Source organism: Bacillus massiliigorillae, assembly GCF_000380245.2.
In the GTDB taxonomy this organism is placed as follows: Bacteria; Bacillota; Bacilli; order Bacillales; family DSM-1321; genus Bacillus_AD; species Bacillus_AD massiliigorillae.
Map to the genome: position 1 here is coordinate 2,206,725 of NZ_HG428741.1, position 19,748 is coordinate 2,226,472.

At 33.0% G+C, this 19,748-nt stretch carries 20 protein-coding genes, 3 pseudogenes and 1 riboswitch; of the genes and pseudogenes, 7 read left to right on the forward strand and 16 right to left on the reverse strand.

The genetic code is table 11. The features are described from left to right. Positions 1-86 precede the first annotated feature (86 nt). The 4 genes and pseudogenes from TX86_RS10215 to TX86_RS10230 all read right to left on the reverse strand — a co-directional run. A complete protein-coding gene (locus tag TX86_RS10215; protein WP_042348583.1) occupies positions 87-1,289 on the reverse strand; it encodes a methyl-accepting chemotaxis protein in 1,203 nt (400 codons plus the stop codon). Positions 1,290-1,327: 38 nt separating this feature from the next. Continuing rightward, entirely contained in the window at positions 1,328-2,038 is a 711-nt protein-coding gene (locus TX86_RS10220) for a hypothetical protein (protein WP_042348585.1), read from the reverse strand. A 66-nt stretch (positions 2,039-2,104) separates the two neighbouring features. Beyond that, the gene (locus TX86_RS10225) at positions 2,105-2,461 is read right to left on the reverse strand and encodes a hypothetical protein (RefSeq protein WP_042348589.1); all 357 of its coding nucleotides are present in this window, start codon (positions 2,459-2,461) and stop codon (positions 2,105-2,107) included. A gap of 115 nt (positions 2,462-2,576) precedes the next feature. Then, a riboswitch (cyclic di-GMP riboswitch) is annotated at positions 2,577-2,663 on the reverse strand. A 312-nt stretch (positions 2,664-2,975) separates the two neighbouring features. Beyond that, positions 2,976-3,416, reverse strand: a pseudogene (locus TX86_RS10230) (IS110 family transposase); the annotation flags it as partial. A 455-nt stretch (positions 3,417-3,871) separates the two neighbouring features. On the opposite strand from TX86_RS10230, the pseudogene TX86_RS26235 reads away from it, so the two are divergent. The 4 genes and pseudogenes from TX86_RS26235 to TX86_RS10250 all read left to right on the forward strand — a co-directional run. Next, a pseudogene (locus tag TX86_RS26235) lies at positions 3,872-4,162 on the forward strand (hypothetical protein); the annotation flags it as partial. A gap of 230 nt (positions 4,163-4,392) precedes the next feature. Then, positions 4,393-5,100: a hypothetical protein gene (locus TX86_RS10235; RefSeq protein ID WP_042348592.1), complete on the forward strand. Its 708-nt coding sequence runs from the start codon at positions 4,393-4,395 to the stop codon at positions 5,098-5,100. Between the two features lie 257 nt (positions 5,101-5,357). Beyond that, on the forward strand, positions 5,358-6,113 hold the full coding sequence (locus TX86_RS10240; protein WP_439096851.1) for a CsxC family protein: 756 nt from the start codon (positions 5,358-5,360) through the stop codon (positions 6,111-6,113). A 755-nt stretch (positions 6,114-6,868) separates the two neighbouring features. Then, a complete protein-coding gene (locus TX86_RS10250; protein ID WP_042348599.1) occupies positions 6,869-8,296 on the forward strand; it encodes a serine hydrolase domain-containing protein in 1,428 nt (475 codons plus the stop codon). A gap of 224 nt (positions 8,297-8,520) precedes the next feature. On the opposite strand, the pseudogene TX86_RS26240 reads toward TX86_RS10250, so the two are convergent. Both TX86_RS26240 and TX86_RS10260 read right to left on the reverse strand, forming a co-directional pair. Continuing rightward, positions 8,521-9,131, reverse strand: a pseudogene (locus tag TX86_RS26240) (IS3 family transposase); the annotation flags it as partial. Between the two features lie 275 nt (positions 9,132-9,406). After that, on the reverse strand, positions 9,407-10,015 hold the full coding sequence (locus TX86_RS10260) for a DUF998 domain-containing protein (protein WP_042348602.1): 609 nt from the start codon (positions 10,013-10,015) through the stop codon (positions 9,407-9,409). Between the two features lie 246 nt (positions 10,016-10,261). Here TX86_RS10260 and TX86_RS26700 point away from each other — a divergent pair, with 246 nt between their 5' ends. Beyond that, positions 10,262-10,417 (forward strand): hypothetical protein, encoded by a 156-nt coding sequence (locus tag TX86_RS26700; protein ID WP_154663097.1) that lies wholly within the window; start codon positions 10,262-10,264, stop codon positions 10,415-10,417. A 165-nt stretch (positions 10,418-10,582) separates the two neighbouring features. On the opposite strand, the gene TX86_RS10265 is transcribed toward TX86_RS26700, so the two are convergent. The 7 genes from TX86_RS10265 to TX86_RS10295 all read right to left on the reverse strand — a co-directional run bounded on the left by TX86_RS10265 (position 10,583) and on the right by TX86_RS10295 (position 15,410). After that, the gene (locus TX86_RS10265) at positions 10,583-11,122 is read right to left on the reverse strand and encodes a DUF1697 domain-containing protein (RefSeq protein WP_042348605.1); all 540 of its coding nucleotides are present in this window, start codon (positions 11,120-11,122) and stop codon (positions 10,583-10,585) included. Positions 11,123-11,373: 251 nt separating this feature from the next. Next, the gene (locus TX86_RS10270) at positions 11,374-11,811 is read right to left on the reverse strand and encodes a VOC family protein (protein ID WP_042348606.1); all 438 of its coding nucleotides are present in this window, start codon (positions 11,809-11,811) and stop codon (positions 11,374-11,376) included. Between the two features lie 74 nt (positions 11,812-11,885). Next, the gene (locus tag TX86_RS10275; RefSeq protein ID WP_042348609.1) at positions 11,886-12,188 is read right to left on the reverse strand and encodes a hypothetical protein; all 303 of its coding nucleotides are present in this window, start codon (positions 12,186-12,188) and stop codon (positions 11,886-11,888) included. 330 nt (positions 12,189-12,518) lie between these two features. After that, positions 12,519-13,256: a sulfite exporter TauE/SafE family protein gene (locus tag TX86_RS10280; protein WP_052343626.1), complete on the reverse strand. Its 738-nt coding sequence runs from the start codon at positions 13,254-13,256 to the stop codon at positions 12,519-12,521. A 273-nt stretch (positions 13,257-13,529) separates the two neighbouring features. Further along, positions 13,530-14,051, reverse strand: coding sequence for a GNAT family N-acetyltransferase (locus TX86_RS10285; RefSeq protein WP_042348613.1), 522 nt, complete (start codon positions 14,049-14,051; stop codon positions 13,530-13,532). A 215-nt stretch (positions 14,052-14,266) separates the two neighbouring features. Next, entirely contained in the window at positions 14,267-14,755 is a 489-nt protein-coding gene (locus TX86_RS10290; RefSeq protein ID WP_042348616.1) for a tetratricopeptide repeat protein, read from the reverse strand. A 190-nt stretch (positions 14,756-14,945) separates the two neighbouring features. Next, positions 14,946-15,410, reverse strand: a complete 465-nt coding sequence (locus TX86_RS10295; RefSeq protein ID WP_042348618.1) for a DUF3291 domain-containing protein — start codon at positions 15,408-15,410, stop codon at positions 14,946-14,948. Positions 15,411-15,888: 478 nt separating this feature from the next. Here TX86_RS10295 and TX86_RS10300 point away from each other — a divergent pair, with 478 nt between their 5' ends. Further along, entirely contained in the window at positions 15,889-16,272 is a 384-nt protein-coding gene (locus tag TX86_RS10300) for a hypothetical protein (protein ID WP_042348619.1), read from the forward strand. 169 nt (positions 16,273-16,441) lie between these two features. Then, on the forward strand, positions 16,442-17,437 hold the full coding sequence (locus TX86_RS10305) for a 3-oxoacyl-[acyl-carrier-protein] synthase III C-terminal domain-containing protein (protein ID WP_042348621.1): 996 nt from the start codon (positions 16,442-16,444) through the stop codon (positions 17,435-17,437). 298 nt (positions 17,438-17,735) lie between these two features. Here the strand turns inward: TX86_RS10305 and TX86_RS10310 are convergent, their stop codons facing one another. From TX86_RS10310 to TX86_RS10320, 3 genes are all read right to left on the reverse strand, one after another. After that, positions 17,736-18,308 carry an RNA polymerase subunit sigma gene (locus TX86_RS10310; RefSeq protein WP_230203610.1) on the reverse strand — a complete coding sequence of 191 codons (573 nt, stop codon included), beginning with the start codon at positions 18,306-18,308 and terminating at the stop codon, positions 17,736-17,738. 214 nt (positions 18,309-18,522) lie between these two features. Next, positions 18,523-18,822 (reverse strand): hypothetical protein, encoded by a 300-nt coding sequence (locus TX86_RS10315; protein ID WP_042348623.1) that lies wholly within the window; start codon positions 18,820-18,822, stop codon positions 18,523-18,525. Positions 18,823-18,972: 150 nt separating this feature from the next. Continuing rightward, positions 18,973-19,587, reverse strand: coding sequence for a Type 1 glutamine amidotransferase-like domain-containing protein (locus tag TX86_RS10320; protein WP_042348625.1), 615 nt, complete (start codon positions 19,585-19,587; stop codon positions 18,973-18,975). Positions 19,588-19,748 lie beyond the last annotated feature (161 nt).

The window sequence follows — 19,748 nt, forward strand, 5'->3', positions numbered from 1 at the left end:
TTTGCGCATATAAAAGAAGCTTCTCACAAGTTGGATAAACCTATGAGAAGCACTCTTATATTTATCATCCAATAAAATGAATATCTTTATACTGCTACACTGACTTTATTTTCAGTATCTTGATCTACTTTAGCTTCCGCAGTTTCAACACCATGTTTCCATGCAAATAATGATTTTTTTATATCATTTTCCAGCTCCGCAAGACTCTTCGCTTCATGTACAAGTTTTTGCATTGTATTTAGTTCATCATCACTAATTTCTACTAGTTCCTCGAACATTTCAACAGATTCACGAGAGATAGAAGCTATCATAGAAATTGTTGTCATTATCTCATGAGAAGCAGAAGATAATTCTTCTGTACTTGCAGATGAATTTTCATTATTTTCAGCAATAATCTTTGTAGTAGATAGAATCTTTTCAAACATGGTTCCAACCTCTACGATGGTCACATTTGTATCTTCAAATTCTTTTGTTCCCTGTTGCATTGACTTGACAACTCTGTCAGTCTCTTCTTGAATATTCTTTACAATATTTGATACTTCAGAAGAAGACTGACGTGATTGTTCTGCCAATCTTCGAACCTCATCAGCCACAACCGCGAAACCTTTACCATGCTCACCCGCACGAGCTGCTTCTATTGCCGCATTCAACGCCAGTAAATTAATTTGCTCTGAAATCTCTGTAATCACTTTTACAATAGTACCAATTTCGTGAGATTTTTCTCCGAGTTTATTTATTGCATCAAAAGTTGTAGTTATCGTTTTATTAAATTGCTCCATTTTCTCTAAGGAATAATTTAGCTTCACGTTCCCATCTTGCGTCAATTCTAAGGAAGTATTCGATTGTTCTGAAATTTGATTCGATCTCACCGATAAGTCTTCGATAGCTTGTGCCATTTCTTCCATAGATGTAGCACTCTCTTCTATAGCTACTAATTGTTTCTGTACTCCTCTACCTACCTCATCGATTGCTGCTCTAACTATATCCGCTTTCTCAGAAGCATATTCACCGATTTCAGCGAAGTTTTCTCCTTTTTCATGTACATCTTTTGAAAATATAAAAAACTTTTCTCTTATACGGCTGAAAAACTCAATTAGTTGATTAATTACAGCATGGTCAGAACTTCTTTCATCTACTTTGGTTGTTATATTACCTACTGATATTTCTTTCATTACACTTATTATTTCTTTATTAATATGAGGATGACGTTTTAGTGCATGATATTGGTAAGCAAAATAACCCGACACACCCATTAAAATAATAATTATACCTATTAAAATAGCTTCCATGATAAAACCCACCCTAATTAGACTTTATTATAAATATGTTAAAGTTCCTTTATAATGATATATGTTCCATCCGCAACATTCGCAGGAATACGATTTAACTTACTGTTACTCTGATATTTATGAACAATATAATTTCCTTCTAAATCTATATATTTTTCCATATCATGATATTTTTCCATTACACTTATCGACTTAGGGTTTGTTGCTTCACCTATAATAGCCTTCAACCCTTGTGAAGATGCCTTTGTTAGCAATCTATTTCCTAATTGCTGAATAATTTCGTGTCGGTCATTCTCTGCTATCACTCCTAACATAAATAGGTGCAATAACTCTCCATCTTGGATTTCTTTTCCGTTTCGTTTTTCATAATCTTCCATAAAACGTTTACTAACGTCCTCTAGAACACGTAGAATTACATTCATGTCATAAAAAGAGCCTTCAAATACATCTTCTCCGATAATCTCAGGTGCATTCGTATCTCCAGCAAGCACACCAACAACATTTCTATCAACATCCTGAGCGACTACGCAATACCCCTGCTCGATTATAGAATCTAAATAATCCTTGGTAAAGTTATAGAAATCTTCATAACCTATATCTAAAACACCTACCATAGGTTCCTGAACCCATTTTCCTGTAACATCCACTCCAATAAATGTACGAGCTAGACACTCAGCCGCTTTCTGAATTAAAGCTGAATGTTCCTTCATTATAATTTCATATGTATAAATTTCTTTTGTTGTCTGCACTTGTTAAATTTCCTTTCTAATCTATAAAATAAAAATATTTTAATAAATCTAACATTATATAGAATGTTATAGTTTATCGATAAACGTACCTGAGAACTCAATTCTTTCAAGTGCATTCCTAATTTGCACCTGCGCAATCTTAGATGACGGTTTTACTACAAGGATGTCTTTAAAACCTAAGCTGGAATAAAATAACATCGTCTGTTCCAACTGCGGTACAACCTTTGAAGGGACAGGGGTTTGGTGAGTCGCATCGACAACAAACGTATATTCCGGTCTAGGTACTCTATTAATTGTATCCTGTAAATCTACCATATAACCTTCTACATCCTCTTCTCGCATTAATCCATGCACCTGAACATGGACTTCCTTCACACTCTCGTTAATTGCCATTTTGTATTTCCTTCTATCCACGACTATCATCTTTTAATCTCCTTTTTCATTATTATCGACATATTTACGTTCTTTTCGTATAATTGCAAAAATAAAAGCTATCCCAATATACGTAAGGATAGCCAAATAATCACTTGTTATTATTTAGGGCAACCCGACTATCATTATCCTATTGGATTTTAGACTCGTAGCTTTGCGTCCTTACCTTTCGATAAGTTTGCCTTTTTCAATTTTCGAAAAATAGACAATAGTATTATACTAATATATCACTTTTGTATTATAGAATATTTATCTTTTTTTGTCGAAAGTTTTTTTAAAAACATTTTATAGTAAGTTCTCTTTAGTAAAATTTTTTCCCTTGACTCTCCAAATCAATTGGCGAGTGCATTAGTTAAAAAAGCAAGGGCAGAACTCTTTGAGTTTTTTATTTCTGGGACTTCTTATTCCACATAATACAGCTAGATACAAACTGTGCCTTAGTCTGCTGGAACCTCGTTTGGTTATCCGATTTTGAAAGGTGTCCTTGGTAATGAAATAGTATGTCATACATATTCGTTATAATTTCTTGTTGTCTAGATAGATTTCGAAGGTTTAGAAGCTGAATTCCTTTCATCTTATAAGGCTCAAATTCCTCTTTATAGTAAAGAATATATAGTTAATAGGCATCAAAGGCATTTGTTTTTACCTTTCACAAACTTGATTTCTTTGCTTGATGAGAAATGATTGGATTCAATAAAATATAAAGAATTTCATTTCCTTCTAAGCATTGAACGATAGGCGTATGAGAACGACCTGTTGATTCCAAAATAACTACAGGCATTTGACCAGTCATTGATTTCATTTCCCCTAAGAAGCTTATAAACGCATCTAATTCTTCACGCTTATGCTTTATTGAAAAACTCTTTCCATAAGGCTTTCCTTTATCTAAAAAAGCCTGAACTTCACTCTTTCCTTTAGCTATGTCTACACCCACAACTGGGTTCATTCTTTCTCCTCCTCTAATGTATTCACCAGTAACCCCTATTTCCTCCAAGTAGTATTATAGTTTCTCTTGTTATACGAGATCTAAGTACCAACCAGCCTCAAACCTATTTCTACTAGTAGGGGGTGAACAGTTTAGCTGACGGAATCAATGTCCCACGCACCCGTACGTTCTACCTTGGCTACTGATAGATTAAATCCAAATAAAAAAAGTTCAACCAGAAATGACTGGCTGAACTATATAATACGAACGTACTTGTTTGTTTAAGTATAACTTTTCACATTCTTGTTTGTGCTTTTCCAGCTGCCCCAGTAACTATGGACAAAAGACCAGTATAAAATATATATCAGGAGGGGGATTTAAAAATGAATTTTGACTTTAGCAGCTCTTACCGTCAACATCCCAGTGTACATCCAGTTTTAGATCAAATTTTGGAGGGATGAAATGGAGAACCCAAAATTACTGTTTATTTATTAATCAATAAATATGGTTTACCAAATGAAGCAAGTTCAAGAAGAATCATCTGGTATAACAATGGCCCTTGGAAACGTACAATTGTTCATTTAGATACTGTACCTCATAACACGCCTACTCCCCATCTTGATTATTTGGCACAAACCATAGATTATAAAGTTCCTGTTCAATTTTTTGATGAATTAGCACGGTTTGATGGTAGTTTATATCCAGACCGAACGGCTGGTGAAGCTACGGCTAAATGTGATCAAGAAGCGGCAAGTTGGTTACCATTATTGTAAATGTACCATCTCCCAATAATTATTTGACTTCGACTAACCTGCTCCAGAAAAAGCTGTCTAAATGACAGCTCTAATCTTCTGCTATAGCAAGAACTGCAAATATTTTTACTCTTTTGCTTCCTAATAATTCGTTACGACCGAGTTTATTTAACAGATCTAATTTCTACATATTTTCAACACATTATTTTCTTAAAATCTTTTTTCGAAGGAGGAGAAAAAAATAAATGGGTAGAAAATCTGTATTCTTTTATGTGAGTTTAATAGTATTAACGATAATCTATCTTTTACATATATTTGAAAGCAGTAGAAATGTTAGTAATTTAAAAAAAGTTGCAAACGAAATTAGACAATCTTATCCTTTTAACTATTTTATCGAAAATATCGATATTCAATATAGCCATTTCACTACTGAGATTAACCTGGAGTTAATAAATCAGTATGATGAACTAGAATTGATTAACCAGTTTGCTATATTTGAGTATTTCCAAAGACAATTAAGACATTTTTTACTCACTGGCGATTACCAAAATCCTTTGCATATTTCTGATTTTAAACTGGTCGGAAATACAGATTCAAACAAATATTTTTTATCAAGTGACATTCCTGAAAATAGAACAGTACATTATAATGTTGAAAATTTCTTTTATATAAACAATAAAAAATCCTATCATACTAATACTCTAGATAATTCACTCTATAACAAGCTAAAAGATGAAGGTAAGTTTGATTTAGAAGTTCTACAATACGCTGATTGTATGTTTCGGCTAATTACTTCTGGAGGAAGAAACTATATTCACAAAACTGATGAAAAAATTATATTAGATAGTATTTCCGAAAAATTTGGCATAACCCATGAAGAATTTAATCATATTTATTATAAATACTATCTTGGAATTTATTTTAATCCCTTATTAGATGATTCAAATTTATGAAGCATCTATTTCAACCTTGTGTTTCCTACGAATAAAATTGAAAAAAATATTTAATAGCTTGTTTATGAAAAATTAACAGTTTCTTTACGTTCAAAATGCCTCATTTCTTAAGAATATGTGAATGACCATTATACTTGTCCAATTCTTTAAAATGAAAACAGCATACATTAATCCTGTAAGATCTTAAAAAAATATGAAATGAGGTTATTTTTTTGCGATGTAATGATAATCATGAACCAAATCAAGTAAACAAGCCCATGGACCCTCCAGAATCCTGTGCAATAACACCTACTCCACTGAGTTCATTTCCGTCTGCACCTACCGATTTTGTTCCAAATGGAGGTGTTACGATAATTAAAGTACCTGTTGTAGTGGCGGAGCCAACAATCCAAATTTCTATCGAGGCAACAATTGATCTTAGAGCTCCCGCAACTGAAATTAAGCAAGTGAAAAAAAGTGTATTTTTAGATCAAGTGAAACTTGTTCCGGTTGCACCATTTACACGTATTGGCACTACTGACTTTTTTGAGGTGACAAGAGCTAAATTATTTGTAGGAGGGCATATTCGAAAAGATATCCAATTTACTACGGCTGGCGCTGTAGCTGGCACATGCCTTACAAATCTTTTAGATAGAGTTGTCGATGTTCCATTCACTGGCTTTACAGATGTTGCATTCGCCTCCGTCAACCGACCAATCATTGGCATTTCCGAAACTGCCGAGGCTAATTTCCTTAATGAGACAAACCCATTAGCGCCTCGCCTAGATAAATATTATTTCAACAATCTTGTTAAATTCAATGAACAACCATACGGTGAGTTAGTAGCCGCCAACTTCTTTGAGCTTGATTTTTCGCCAACAATCACAACTCCTGAAGGTGCTTTTACCTCGATTACTGAAAAGCTCGTTCTGGAACTTACACTAAAAGTATTACAATTGCAGCAAGTTACACTTAGTGGTTCTGTTGCATTAGTTCCTCTCCTTACCGGACTAATTCCTCCACCAACTCCTTAATGGATGTTTTTAAGCACATATAAAAAATAAGGGTTTTGTTACTTGTAAACAGAACCTTTTTTATTCAAATCCCTATTTTCTATAAGACAGGTTAATAATCATTCATTAAGAAAAATGCATCATACTCTAACAATGTAAAATAAAGTGAATCTCTAAATATATAAATATAAAGAAACAGAGTTCTATTAATGAATACTCACCCATCTGAACATCATTCGGAGTATCATAATCATTCAGAGCATCATCTTAAGCTTGAACACTTCCAAGTGTCTATGCTGTTCAAAGAAAATTCGTTTAAGAATATTGATTTCCATAGAAAAAAAGATGTGTCAGAATTTTATACTTTCTTAAAGAAGCTGATCTAATCAGCTTCTTACTAAAGTAATGCGCCCATTTGTTTAAGTGTATTATTAAACTTTTATTCTCTTTTATAGCATTTGCCCAAGCCAAAAAAACTATAACTATAATAATTCCTACAATTAACAAAAAGGACACCTCTACTCCCCCTCAAGCATTCCATTTATTACATATTAACACATTCAATTCCATCAAATTGCTAAGTTAGTGACAAAGCAAAAAGACTGCCTTTTAGCAGCCTTAATCTTAAGCTTTAGCACGTGTTAGTTTATGTGTAACTCTTCACAATCACTTGATATTATATAGGTGAATAGAAAGATAAATTAGAATTTAGTTTAGTAGTTGTAAAACTAGGTTATTTATATTATTCTCTTATAATTTTCCAAAAAGGAGAGTTTATGAAAAAGACTATTGTTTTTGCATTAACGATATTTATATTATTCTCGGGATTTGAAATACAAAGTTATGCGATGTCAGATTCGAAATCTGCGGCAATACAAGCGTTGCTAGATGATGCCCGTCGTATATCAGGTGTGCCGGGAATGTCAATCTCAATACTTGCTGATAATGAAGTGTTCTACTTTTCTTCAGGGTATGCAGACCGTGAAAAGAGGTTGTCTGCAAGTCAAAATACACTCTACGAGCTGGCTTCGGTCAGTAAAGCTTTTACCGGTATGGGCATTATGCTGTTGGAAGAGCAAGGGCTGCTATCACTGACTGACCCTGTTCAAAAATATTTACCTTGGTTTACGTTAAAGTATCAAGGGAAACCTATTGATATGCAAAGCCTTATGCTAAATAACTTTCTTCACCATACCAGCGGCCTAACAAATATTAGGCATACTCATAATATTCCACAAGGCAATAAGCCGGATATGCTGCAAAAGACTGTGGAAATGCTGGTAGATGCTGAATTGGCGTTCTCTCCCGGTGAACAGTATAAATATGGAACCGTTAATTATGACGTATTGGGTTTGGTTATTGAGATTGTGTCGCGACAAAGCTATGAAGACTTTATGAAGGAACAGGTATTTCAACCGTTAGGTCTTCACCAGACATATGTTTATAAAGAAGATGCTCAAGCCACTGGACAGCTGGCACAGGGCTACCGTTCTTCCTTTTTTATGACAACTCCATATAACGCTCCGGATTATGCTGGGAATAAACCGGCAGGCTACATCATTTCTAATACAAAAGATATGGCGCGTTGGATGGGCATACAGATGGGGATCGTGCAGGACATACCTGAAATATTTCACACGGTTATCAAAAAATCACATAGGGGTGATATGTCTGTTTCATCTGTCAACGATATGTATTATGCGGCAGGCTGGTCGGTAAACGCCGACCAAACGATTATAGAACATACTGGGGGCAATCCGAATTTCAGAACCGAAGTAGCCATACTACCAAATGAACGAACAGCCGTCTGCTTGCTGAGCAACGGAGCAAATACCAATATCAACCTGGTACTAAAAGTTAAAGATATATTAGACGGCAATCTAACGCAGTCATATGAAATAAGCGGCACACAGCTTTTGGACATCACCTTGTCGTCTACCACAATTATTCTTTTACTGTTGGCCATTCTGCTATTTCTCTTAGGATTACGCAGAAGGAAAACGAATGAGCTGCAGCCAATGACAAAAAAGAGAATAATCGTTACAGTTATTTTCCTGATCGCTACGATCGCCCTGAGTATAATGTGCTGCGCCTTCGATTGTTCAACGATACTTATTTGGCAAACATATAGTGTTCTTACAGCTTTGATTTCGTCAACATTATTAACAGCAAGCATTACATGGTTTGTATACACTCATCGATAAAATGCCTCGCTTTGAAGATGAGCATAATGTTAAGTAATTAAATTTCAATTTATCGGTATGCTTAATTTAAAAAACACAAGACACTTCGGTGTATTTTTTAATAGCATCGATAATTTTCACAGCCAAACCTAATTACTATTTTTTCCATCAACCTGCCCGTTAGCGCCATAACAAAAAAGACTACCTATTGAAGTGACCCCTTAAATTTAGACACGTGTATTTTACTAAGCAACCTTTTGGGCATGAGTTCTGTATTGAACAGGACTCATGCCTTTTAATTTTCGCTTTATTCGTTTGTGATTATAATAAATCATATATTTTGCTAACTCTCGTTTAAAATGTTCCACATTCTCAAATTCTTTTAAATAAAGAAATTCTGATTTCAAGATACCAAAAAAGCTTTCTATCATTGCGTTATCGTAACAGTTTCCTTTACGAGACATACTCTGTGTAATACCACGTTCACTAAGACAATGACGATATTTTTTCATACGAACTAACAATTTTAAACCAAGGACTTTCATGATTCTTTGTACTTTTTTTATGGTTTACTTTATGTCCAAGGTTACATAATTCATAACGAATACGACGATATCCATAACGACCTTTGTGTTCATCATAAATGGATTGGATGAGTTGTTTTAAATCAGCATCGGGATCGGGTTTACTCCTATTTTTCACCCAGTAATAATACTGGTTTTATTGATTCTTTTTTCATGGATGGACGCCCCTTTTTCTTTGATTTTAGAGCGTCAATACCAGTCCTATTATACAATTCGACCCACTTATATACGGTTGAAGGAGATGGGATGTTAAAAATCGCAGCTGCTTCAAAATGAAGTAATGCACTCGATAATTCACAAATGATGATAAAATATATTGGTCTAAATTATGTAATGATAATAAAGATGTTTAATCCTAAAGCAGAAAAACGCATTACACCGTACGTAAATGTGGGCGGTGTAAAAGTAAAGATGTTTAATTCTTTGAACAATTACTGAATAAGAACTCTTAAAAATAACAATAAAGTCGTTTAAAAACCCAATCATTATGCAACAATCACGCGCGTTTGTTTAATTGTTAAAAACCTTCTACCAATATATTTATTTATCATAGAAGGTAAACGAACCAGATGCTTACGACAATAAACCAAATGTTGATTGACAACAGGAACACTCGCTCACAAATCCCAAAGATAAATCGCAACGGCTTGAACATCGTTACAATTACAGCCCCAAGCGAGATAGTAGTAATCATGGTTGTGATGTAAAAAAATGGATTTAGATTTTCAAAACCTTCCAGTAATTTTAAATGACTTCCTCCACGATCAATGACCATATAGGAAAAAGCGAACGCAAGAATAGCAAATAAGTAATGGAGTTTTCCTCGAACCGTAAGTTTTTCTCCTTCTAGGTCAGTTGGAAAGAATAACATGAGGATACGGGAGATGACCATTAGAATGATTAAAATCGAAATGGACGCGGATATGGAGAAGCGATCTTTTACATTCAACAACACGATAGAAAGTGACAATGCCCCTAAATTGCTGAGCCAAGCGTAAATTAAAAATAAATTTTTTGTAGCACCTACACCGTAATCACTTACAGCATGTCGAATAGGATGATAGCCTGTTTTCTTAAAGTGAAGTATGAGAAAAAAAATGAAATAACTCAAAAAGAACAATACGGACACAATCGATAGGATTTTCTCGATGGACAATTTCAGACCTCCCAAAGTTCATCAGATTCAGTTCCCCAACAGTTCTTTACCCGTTTGTTGAATAGCATCATCGACATTTTAATTTTAAATGACTTTATTATTTTTCAAACAATTATATTATGATTTAAATGACTTTATTATCAAGAAACATAAATTTTGAACTTATTTTTCGAAAATGAATAATTTGTTTTTGAATATGATAGCAATTCGTTAGAGAAATGGAGAAAATAATGCTTTGACGATATTATGCGGGTATATGCAGCTGTCGCATTGCAGGATGGTCACATTTTGGGAGATGCGGATTATGTACGTTTCATTAATCGAGAGGGTCAAGAAGTGTGGCGCTATTTAGTCGGAAGCACGATATCTGGGATGGCGGTCACTTCTAATGGCGAACGATGAGCAGTTGGAACTTATGGGGGAGAGGCTTCATTTAATTGTATTCACAAGTTTAATTAGTTTTTGCATAATTTATCTCTATTCGGATAGTGTCTCAGACTGCAAACAAACTATATTTCAAAAATTTTTTTATACAGATAATGTATAAAACCCATACTTACCGACCATTTATTTTGTCAGTAGAAGTAATTTGTTTACCGTATTAGCATTTCTAATTGTAACATTATTATTTACCGATGAACTGGCAATCTTTGACCATCTTGCTCTGGAAAAAGTCTTCAAAGGAGCAGACCAAAAAATCACACTACCACGATGGGCAACCTTTTCGTATTCCGGTTTTGCTTCACCAACTCCCGCAAACACTTCTTCTACTCTAACGGGCGGAATTACAAAAATTGCATAGTTTATCGATTCTTTGTCTATATTCCACCATGCTGGCGCATTCTCCAAGGTATCCGATAAATCTTTTACAGATAGAATTGTAACAGGAATACTTAACATAAATTTATCTGCTATTGTAGATTCACATTTTCTTATCAGTTCACTTTTATCTTGGATATCGCTAGAAAAAATAACATTTCCACTATTGATATAAGTAATTACATCTAAAAAACCATTTTCTTCAAAAGCCATTTTCAATACAGCCATAGATATTTTGTTTTTACCTCCCACGTTTATACCACGCAAAAGTGCAATGTACTTTTCCAATAGCTACACCCTCTTTTATATTATTACCAATAGTATTGTATATAAATAATCTGCATTAAACTATACTTTTTGAACCGCTAATGTTCAATAAGGTATATAAACATTTTATCATATATTCTATTTTCATGGATTGCTTGTGGTGTTAATCACACCGTCTACATGACAGCTCTGATTTTCTTCTATTCTACCTGATAGTTTAATAAGAAATCTTTAAAGTTGGAGGTCAAATCATTTAAAGCCCCATTCAATATTTATCTAATTTTCTCCGCCAACTCTAAAATAATTCCCTCTGGACCACGAACGTAACATAACTTATAACTTTCTTCATATTGTTGAATCTCACTAAAGATTTCCGTGCCTTTCTTTTTCAATTTTGCAACAATAGCTTCAATATCTTCAACAGCAAAGCAAATATGTCGGATACCCAGCGTATTTGCAAAAGTTTGCTGAATAGCTTTTTCATCTGACGGCGTATAAAATTTAACTAGCTCTATCCATGCTTGACCATCTGGCATCCCCAATCCTACACATGCCGTTTTAACATCATTAAGCCCAACTATTCTGTCCAACTGTACTCCATCCAATTCCCATTCCGCTTGCACTTCAAGTCCTAAATCAAGAAAAAACGCTTTAGCCTCTGAAAGATCATTTACGTTTATACTCACATGATCTATTCTATTAATCTTCATATCTGATACCTCCTATATTTCTGTTATTTTCAATACCTATATTCGTGTAAGGTTTGTTTGAAATTCTAATTCGCTTAAAACAGAAAATATCCTTCTTTAACAAACTTGCCCCGATGGTTGCATAAGAAAATACTGCCTATACGACAGTCTTGTTCTTCAGCTCTAGCACCTGTTAGTTCTATGAAAATTATCTTCTTTCGCTTAGATGAAAATGGCTTATAATTAGTTGAATCATAAAGGAAGTTCATAGTATTATCCATAATCTCAGTATGCTGTTCGGTTCCAAAAACCTCCCTAATCTCATCGTAAGAAAAACCTATCATTATATTTTTTTCTACAAACTCTTTTGTTATCTTCATTTCTTTGCTTTGGTTCATAGGATCACTATCAAAATTACCGTCTTTGTTAACTTTAGTGGAATTTTCATTCGAACAAGAAAAAAGAAAAAAGATTTAACCTAAAACAATTGATAATTTTCTCAAAAAAACCTACTTTTCCATCTCCTCACTTCAAGACTAACACAATTTACATTTTATAGAAATTTCAATAATATTCATCATTACCTTAAAAAGCAATATCGATTTGTTATACCACTATCCTACTCTGTTTGTTCCATAACAAAAAGCAGCCTAAATGGCAGCCTTGCTCTAACGTAATAGAATTCGCTTGTTTAAGTATGCCCTTGGTTCATTAAAAATTAACAATGTTCAAACTAATTTAAATATAACTTGTCCTATTAATAGGATAATAATGAACGTCAATAAATTCTTCGCAACTTTAATCGGAATATGTGGTAAGGCAAACAAACCAATTTGCGAACCAATTGCTGAACCAATTGCCATTGCAATAGCGTAGTTCCATTGAATAAATCCTATAATATAGAATACTAAAAAAGCTCCAAAACAACTCCCTAAAATGAGAACTCTAGTTAACTGTGCAGCTTTTAAATAGGTTTCATTTCGACCTAAATAATATAATATGCCAAATGTAGATGAACCTGGACCAAATCCACCATCATACATAGCTACTAAATATGGAAATAGAATACTTTGCTTCTTTACATTTTTACTATTTTCATTATTATTTGTCCATCTTTTATTATTGAGAGTAACAAAAAATGCAAAAACAAGCAGTAAAAGGGCTATAAAATTCATCTCCTTTTCAGAGATGCTCGTAGTTATTATTGCTCCAGAAAATCCTCCGATAGAAGCAATACAAAGATTTAAACAAATTGTTTTAAAAGAAATTTGTTTATTTCTCAACAAATAAGAAACACTTGTCAATGCGGCGATACCCGATGAAAACTTATTCGTCGCTATTCCTGTTTGAATAGGAATCCCTACAAGCATCATTGCTGGTAACGTTATTAGACCTCCTCCGCCAGCTAACGTACCAATAAAGGAAGAAAAGATTCCTATTACTATTAATATAATAGAAAATTCCACTTTAACTAGTCCCCTGACATAAAGAACAGATTCTTTTATATTTTTATAAAATAATTATATCTCTCTACAACAAATCTGTCTTTTTGCACATAATTAAAATATATTAATTGCGAAGAAGAACAATAATAAATTAGATTACTTTCTATTTGGTTTTGTAAATTAATCTTATTGCGCTAGCCTGCCCCGTTAACTGCATAAGAAAAAGACCATCAAATGATAACCTTGATCTTCTGCTATTGCACCCGTTAGCACAAAAAACAACTAAAACTATTACTACAAATCGGAGGGTAACATTCCATATACAATACTATCTGTCCATTCATTTTTATTCCAAAAATCTTGTATGAAATGGGCTTCCTTTCTCATGCCTATTCGTTCACACAATTTTTGTGAAGCTGTATTCCGTGCATCAAGATTAGCTTGAATACGATGTACATTAAATTCATCAAATAATTTAAATACCAAACTACTTACTGCTTCTGTTGCCAAACCTCTCCCAGCTACATCATTTAAAAAACTATATCCAATCTCAACAGTGTCTTTCATATCTGTATACCATACGGATAGATCACCAACTACTTTAGTCTTGTATATAACTGCTAAACTTAACATTGATTCTTTAGTGAGTGCATTGTTTGCTAACTTCTTATTAAATCTTTTCTGCATATCTTCAAGAGTCCACTTATTATGTAATAGGAACTTACATGTATCATCATTATTATAAATAGCAAATACATCCTGTAAATCAGTACTCTTAAAAGGTCTAATTATTAATCTTTCTGTTGAGATTTCCAAGTTGGCTCTCCTCCCTCACATTCATTCTACAAAACATTTCTTGGTAATTAAACTCCATACTTTGATTTTACCTTAATTATATATTTCACCATAGTAAATTAAAATCCTTATTCCACTAAACTGCATCGATAGTTGCATAACGAAAAAAGGCTGCTCATCGGCAACCTTAGTCTTCAGCTCTAGCACCCAATAGGTTAAGTACATTCATTCACAAACTATTTCCATATTTCATCTAATTTATCGGAATAGAAACTAATCGCTTTTTTATAACTCAGTATTTCAGAGTCTGTTGTGGTATCTAACACAGTTTTTATTAAAATCTCCATTGCTTTTCTATTCTCATTTAGATTATATAAAGTCATTGAATAAAACACTTGAATTGCTCTATTGTTCGGAAATAATTCGACACCCTTTAGGAATGTATATTTTGACTTTTCATATTCTCCTAATGTTCTATACGTACTTCCAAGCCCTATTATTGCACCTTCTAGATTTTCTCCAGATAACCCTTGTTTAATAGCCTCTTCATAGTAGGGAACTGCTTTTGATTCTTCTCCTAAAACATCAAAACTCCAAGCGCATTGGTAGTTAACAAATGCATTATCAGGATATTCCTCTACCAATTTTAAAAGTATTTGATTTGATTCTTTCTTTTTATCATCTTTTCTTAATTCAAGTGCTCTTACAAGCTGTTCTTCCTTCAATGTAAATAACTCCTTCTTACATAATGTATTTAAAATAAATTCAACACTTGTTTATGAAAATCCTTCTTCCACTATCCTGCACCTTTAGTTGCATAACAAAATAAGAGCTGATCTCAGCTCTTGGTATTGAAGTAAAGCACCTGTTTGTTTAAGTGTAATACTTCACAATTCTCTCCAGAGTGAACCCCTGCTACTTAATCATGATCCTCTCCCCTTTTTCATCAAATGTATGCTTAAAATCAAATGCAAAAGGAGTTGGGCCATGCAGAATATAATAGTTGTATCTCTTAAATGCTTCCTCCCATGAGACATCCTTCACCTTTTCTGTCCACCAAACTACATAAGAAAGGTGTTTCTCTGGATATTGCTCCATCCATTTGCTTCTATCTCGTAATGCTTGTATATGCTGTCCCGAATAGGTAAAGCGATATAAGAATTGAAGATTTCTCCATACAGTAAGAGTAAAAATAGGAGAGCCCTTTCCCTTTACGGTTTCTTCAGGGAAAGGGACTCCTTCAGGCGAAAATGCCTCTATAAGTCCTGATTTAGTTGCCTGACGATATACTCCATTTCCAACTTGATAAAATTCACGAGAGGTAGGGTGGTCATAATGATGGTTTAGCCTACCAACAGTATAGATTGAAACTAATGCCATAAACAGCCCTCCATCTTATAGTCTTTTTATAGATATATTCAAGTGAAAATATAGAAATACCTTCTTCCACTAAATTGCCCCGTTGAAGCGGATATCTGTTCAATACTTGCAGCATTTTCTTCTGAGATAGAAGCAAGCTCCATAATGGCCAGATTAATAACTGATTCTTTTTCAGAAACATGAAGTACAAGCAACAACTTTTGAACGTGCAGAGAGTACCGTCAAAGCAGCTACTTACATTTATATGCGTAGAGATTGAAAGAAACAAAAAATACCAATATAGTTCAATAATCTTAGTATTTTCCACTTTTACTAAACTTATCTAATATTAAACCGAATAATTAATAGTAATAGTGATAATTAAACATAGTACTATTAGCATATTTATTTAATTCATTCGTTTACATAGTGGAGATACTAGAGGTTTCTAACATCAAAACTAAAACTAACTTAATCTAATTTATTGGAGGAATTCATTATGAACGCATCAATTAAACCTTATTCATTAACTACTAGTACGGCTGTAAAAAGAATTAATTTAAAATTATTAAGTCCTAAACTAAGCTTGGAAGAAACAAAACAATTTGCAACCGATTTTGGTAAAGCTATGGTGGGTATTCAACCTAGTTCATTCGAAATACATATCGACGCTTCTAGTTTCCAAGTTGTATCTAAAGACCTTGTATCTACACTAGAAGACGCTTTAAAAGTATATAAACAAACTGGATTTAAAAAAGTTACTGTAAATTGTGGAGACAGTGTTGTATTAGGTTCTCAGGTTCTTCGATTAGCTCGTAGTATTCAACTTAATCAACTATCTACTATCACTAAAGGTGTAGAAAAGTCAGCTAAGTTAATGTAATTAACTTAATTTGCATGAATTAAGTTAGTAGTATTAGTATTGTGAATCACTAAGTACGTTTAGAAGTAAAAAAAAAAGGTAAGTGGAGATAACAATGGATAACCGTAAATATTTCCACTTATCCTAAACCATTATTTTATTGACGTTGAAGGGTAGGTAAATTACCAAAATGAAAAGTGTTAAGCTAAAAGACGTTGAGATTCTGCATCCTAACTTTCAAGTAAATAACGACTATTATATTACTCATTTTGATTTTAAAGGTAAGGATATTAGAAGTTTTCTTAAGCATATGGGAAGAGATAAAAGGTTCATAATTAAAGATAAAGAAGAGACGACGTTATTTTCTTTATCTAAACAAGTAGCTTCTGATATTCTAAAAAAGAATAATCTAAAAGGTAAGGATATCGATTTAATTATCTACGCTACGCAAACTCCTGAATATTTAGCGCCTACTAATGCTACGCTTATCCATGAACATATCGGAGCTGACTTATATACAAAAACATTAGATATTAATGATAACTGTAGTGGTATGGTAACAGCTATTGATATAGCGAGTAGATACATTATGACTAGTAGAGACATAGATAAAGTGTTAATTGTCGGTGGTGACTTCTTAAACGTGTACGCTGACCCTGATAACGAAATCGCATACCCTAACTTTGGTGATGGAGTATCTGCTATTATTCTAGAATCAACTACTGACGAATCTAATATTGGGTTTATTGATTCTATAGGTCATACTAACCCTGTCGTAAAAGATAAAATGGTATTCCCTAAAGAAGGCTTAACGAAAATGTTAATGCAGAATCAAACGAATAACTATTTACAGTGGACACCGTTCTCTACTGACCATAGTAATTTCTCTGCTCGTGACTCAATTTCTACTATTTTAAATAGAAATAATCTGACTATTTCAGATATTGCTTTATTCTGCTTCTCTCAGTTTTCTCTAGCCGATGTAAAGGTTATTAGTGAATCTTTGAACATTGATGAAGATAAAGTCGCTTATTCGGGAGATAAGTATGGTTATACAGGAACTAGTTCTCCTATATTCGCTCTATATGACTCTATAAACAGTGGTAAAGTAAAACGAGGAGATTATATCTTATTTTGGACTGTAGGTTCGGGTTTCCATACGAATACGGTCTTATTTAAATACTAAATTATGATTTTAAATATGTGATATTTAAAATACTTTTAACATAAATGAACATTATTTATGTTAAAAGTATTTTTTATTTTTATTTTTTATCGATAAATAAAATACTTCATTCCTTATGATTGGCAACAATAAAGTTGTTTAATTTCTATATATTTAAAAGGTATTTGTACTTAAAAATCATTAATAAAGTTGTTTAATTCTTATTGAACTAAGCACCTGTTTGTTTAAGTACATATATTCACAAACTACGTATATAAAATTTATTAAATACTCAATAGATATAATCAAAATGAAGCTTTTATTGAATAGGCCTAAATGACACTTGCCAAATTCCATCTACATTTTTAATCATCTGAAAACCATTTGTTCCTGCGCCTGAATCATATTCAATACATCCTTCATAATCACTCGTTTGTAAGAATGTACCTTTATCAATATTCTTGAATTGTTTGATGATTTGTTTAGCAGAACCTCTGTGAGATTCAGGAATTTTTTCATCTTCTTCTTTTGACCATTGAACATACCCTTCTCTGTCTGTATATAAGGCATATACAACATCATATGTTTTATCCAACCTTGCTTTAACATATAGTTTCGCAATACTTATTGGTTCAAATTCACTTAGATGTTTTAAACTTAAATCTTTTTGAAATTGGCTATAAACCTCTTCTTCTTTAGCAGACAGTTCAAAAGGGGTTAATTCATTACTTGAGTCATCGACAATTACTTTATCATTAACAGTCTTATTTTCTATAACATTTTGTTCAGTTTTTTCCTCACTACAAGCTGATAATAGGATTGTTCCAAGTATTAATGCAAATAATATAGAATTTCTCCAAGAATATAATTCGTTTTTAAAGCTTGGTTTCATAATATATTCCCCCTATTAAACTTATATAAATTTTACCATTCTTTTAAATAAAATACATTATCTGGTACGTTCTAAACTGCTCCGTTTGTTCCAAAGCAAAAAGACTGCTTATTAGCAGCTTTTATCTTAATCACTAGCACCTATAACTTCAATTGAGATATACATTTTCCATTTTAGTATTAAAACGCATTAACCCTCTTCAGGTCTTATTAAGTCAAACTAACATGAATAAGCCTAATATGAACACTGATGCTGAGACAGTTCCATAAAGAAATAGGGTTTTTAAATTTGTTTCAATTTTCTTATTTCCGTTCGCGGATTTCTTAATATACTTTTTCACTAAAATCCCAATTGTCCAACTGATTGCAATCATTATAATAAGAGTCTCTATAAATTTAGAGTTTGGAAATACTGGTTCCATTGATGAGTAAATTAGGGATTCTAATATAGCATAGCTTATTAGTATCAAAGACAATGCATATACAATGACAGTTATGATATAAGATTTCCTCAAAAAATAATCCTCCCACCTTCAAGAAATATCACCATTATTTTACCATAAAAAGTAAAATACTTATTAAGCTATCCTGCCCCGTTAACTGCATAACAAAAAAGAGCTGATCACAGCCCTTGATATTAGAGTAATGCACCCGTTAATTGAGTTTTATTCACAAACAATTACATCGTTTTCTTTAACTTTAATTACTTGTGTATTTGAGATGGGTAAAAGGTTTAACGCGGAATCATAATGAGCAATTATAGCCGATGTCGAGTCCTTAAATGGCTCGTTACTATAGTGAGGAACTGGATAAAATTCCACTAAGTTTAAACCTTCAAACGTTTTCAATTGAGTAGCTTTTTCTTTATCGTCCATAAATCTTATATACTCTATATTAGGGGAAGTTACTATAGCTCCTGCTGATTCTCCAATATACAATTTTCCTGAATCAACTTGTTCTTTTATTATCTTATCTGTTCCGGATCTTCTCAACTCTTGCAACAAGAAAAAAGTATTTCCTCCTGATACATAAATAAGATCGTTTCGTTCCAATTTTTCTTTAATCTCTTCTGGCGATGCTACAGCAACATCGAGTTCTTCAAGGACCACGCCCAACTTTTTGAATTCTTCTTTTGCTGTATCAACATAGTGAACTACCTCTTCTGGAATACTGGCAGTAGGAATAAACGTTAGAGTTTTCCCTTTTAAGTCTTCATCAGCAAATTTTCTAAATAGACCAACTACATCTTTAAACGAAGATGCTAAAAACATTTTAAGCATATTAATTCTCCTTTTTTATTATTGCTTTTATACGGATATGAAAATCTCTTTAACACAATTTGGCCCTTTAATGAAAACAAGCGCTGATGCTTATTACAGTAATCCTTCAAAAAAAATCACTGCCTTGGAAGAATTTAAATTAAGAACATACGTACCTATAA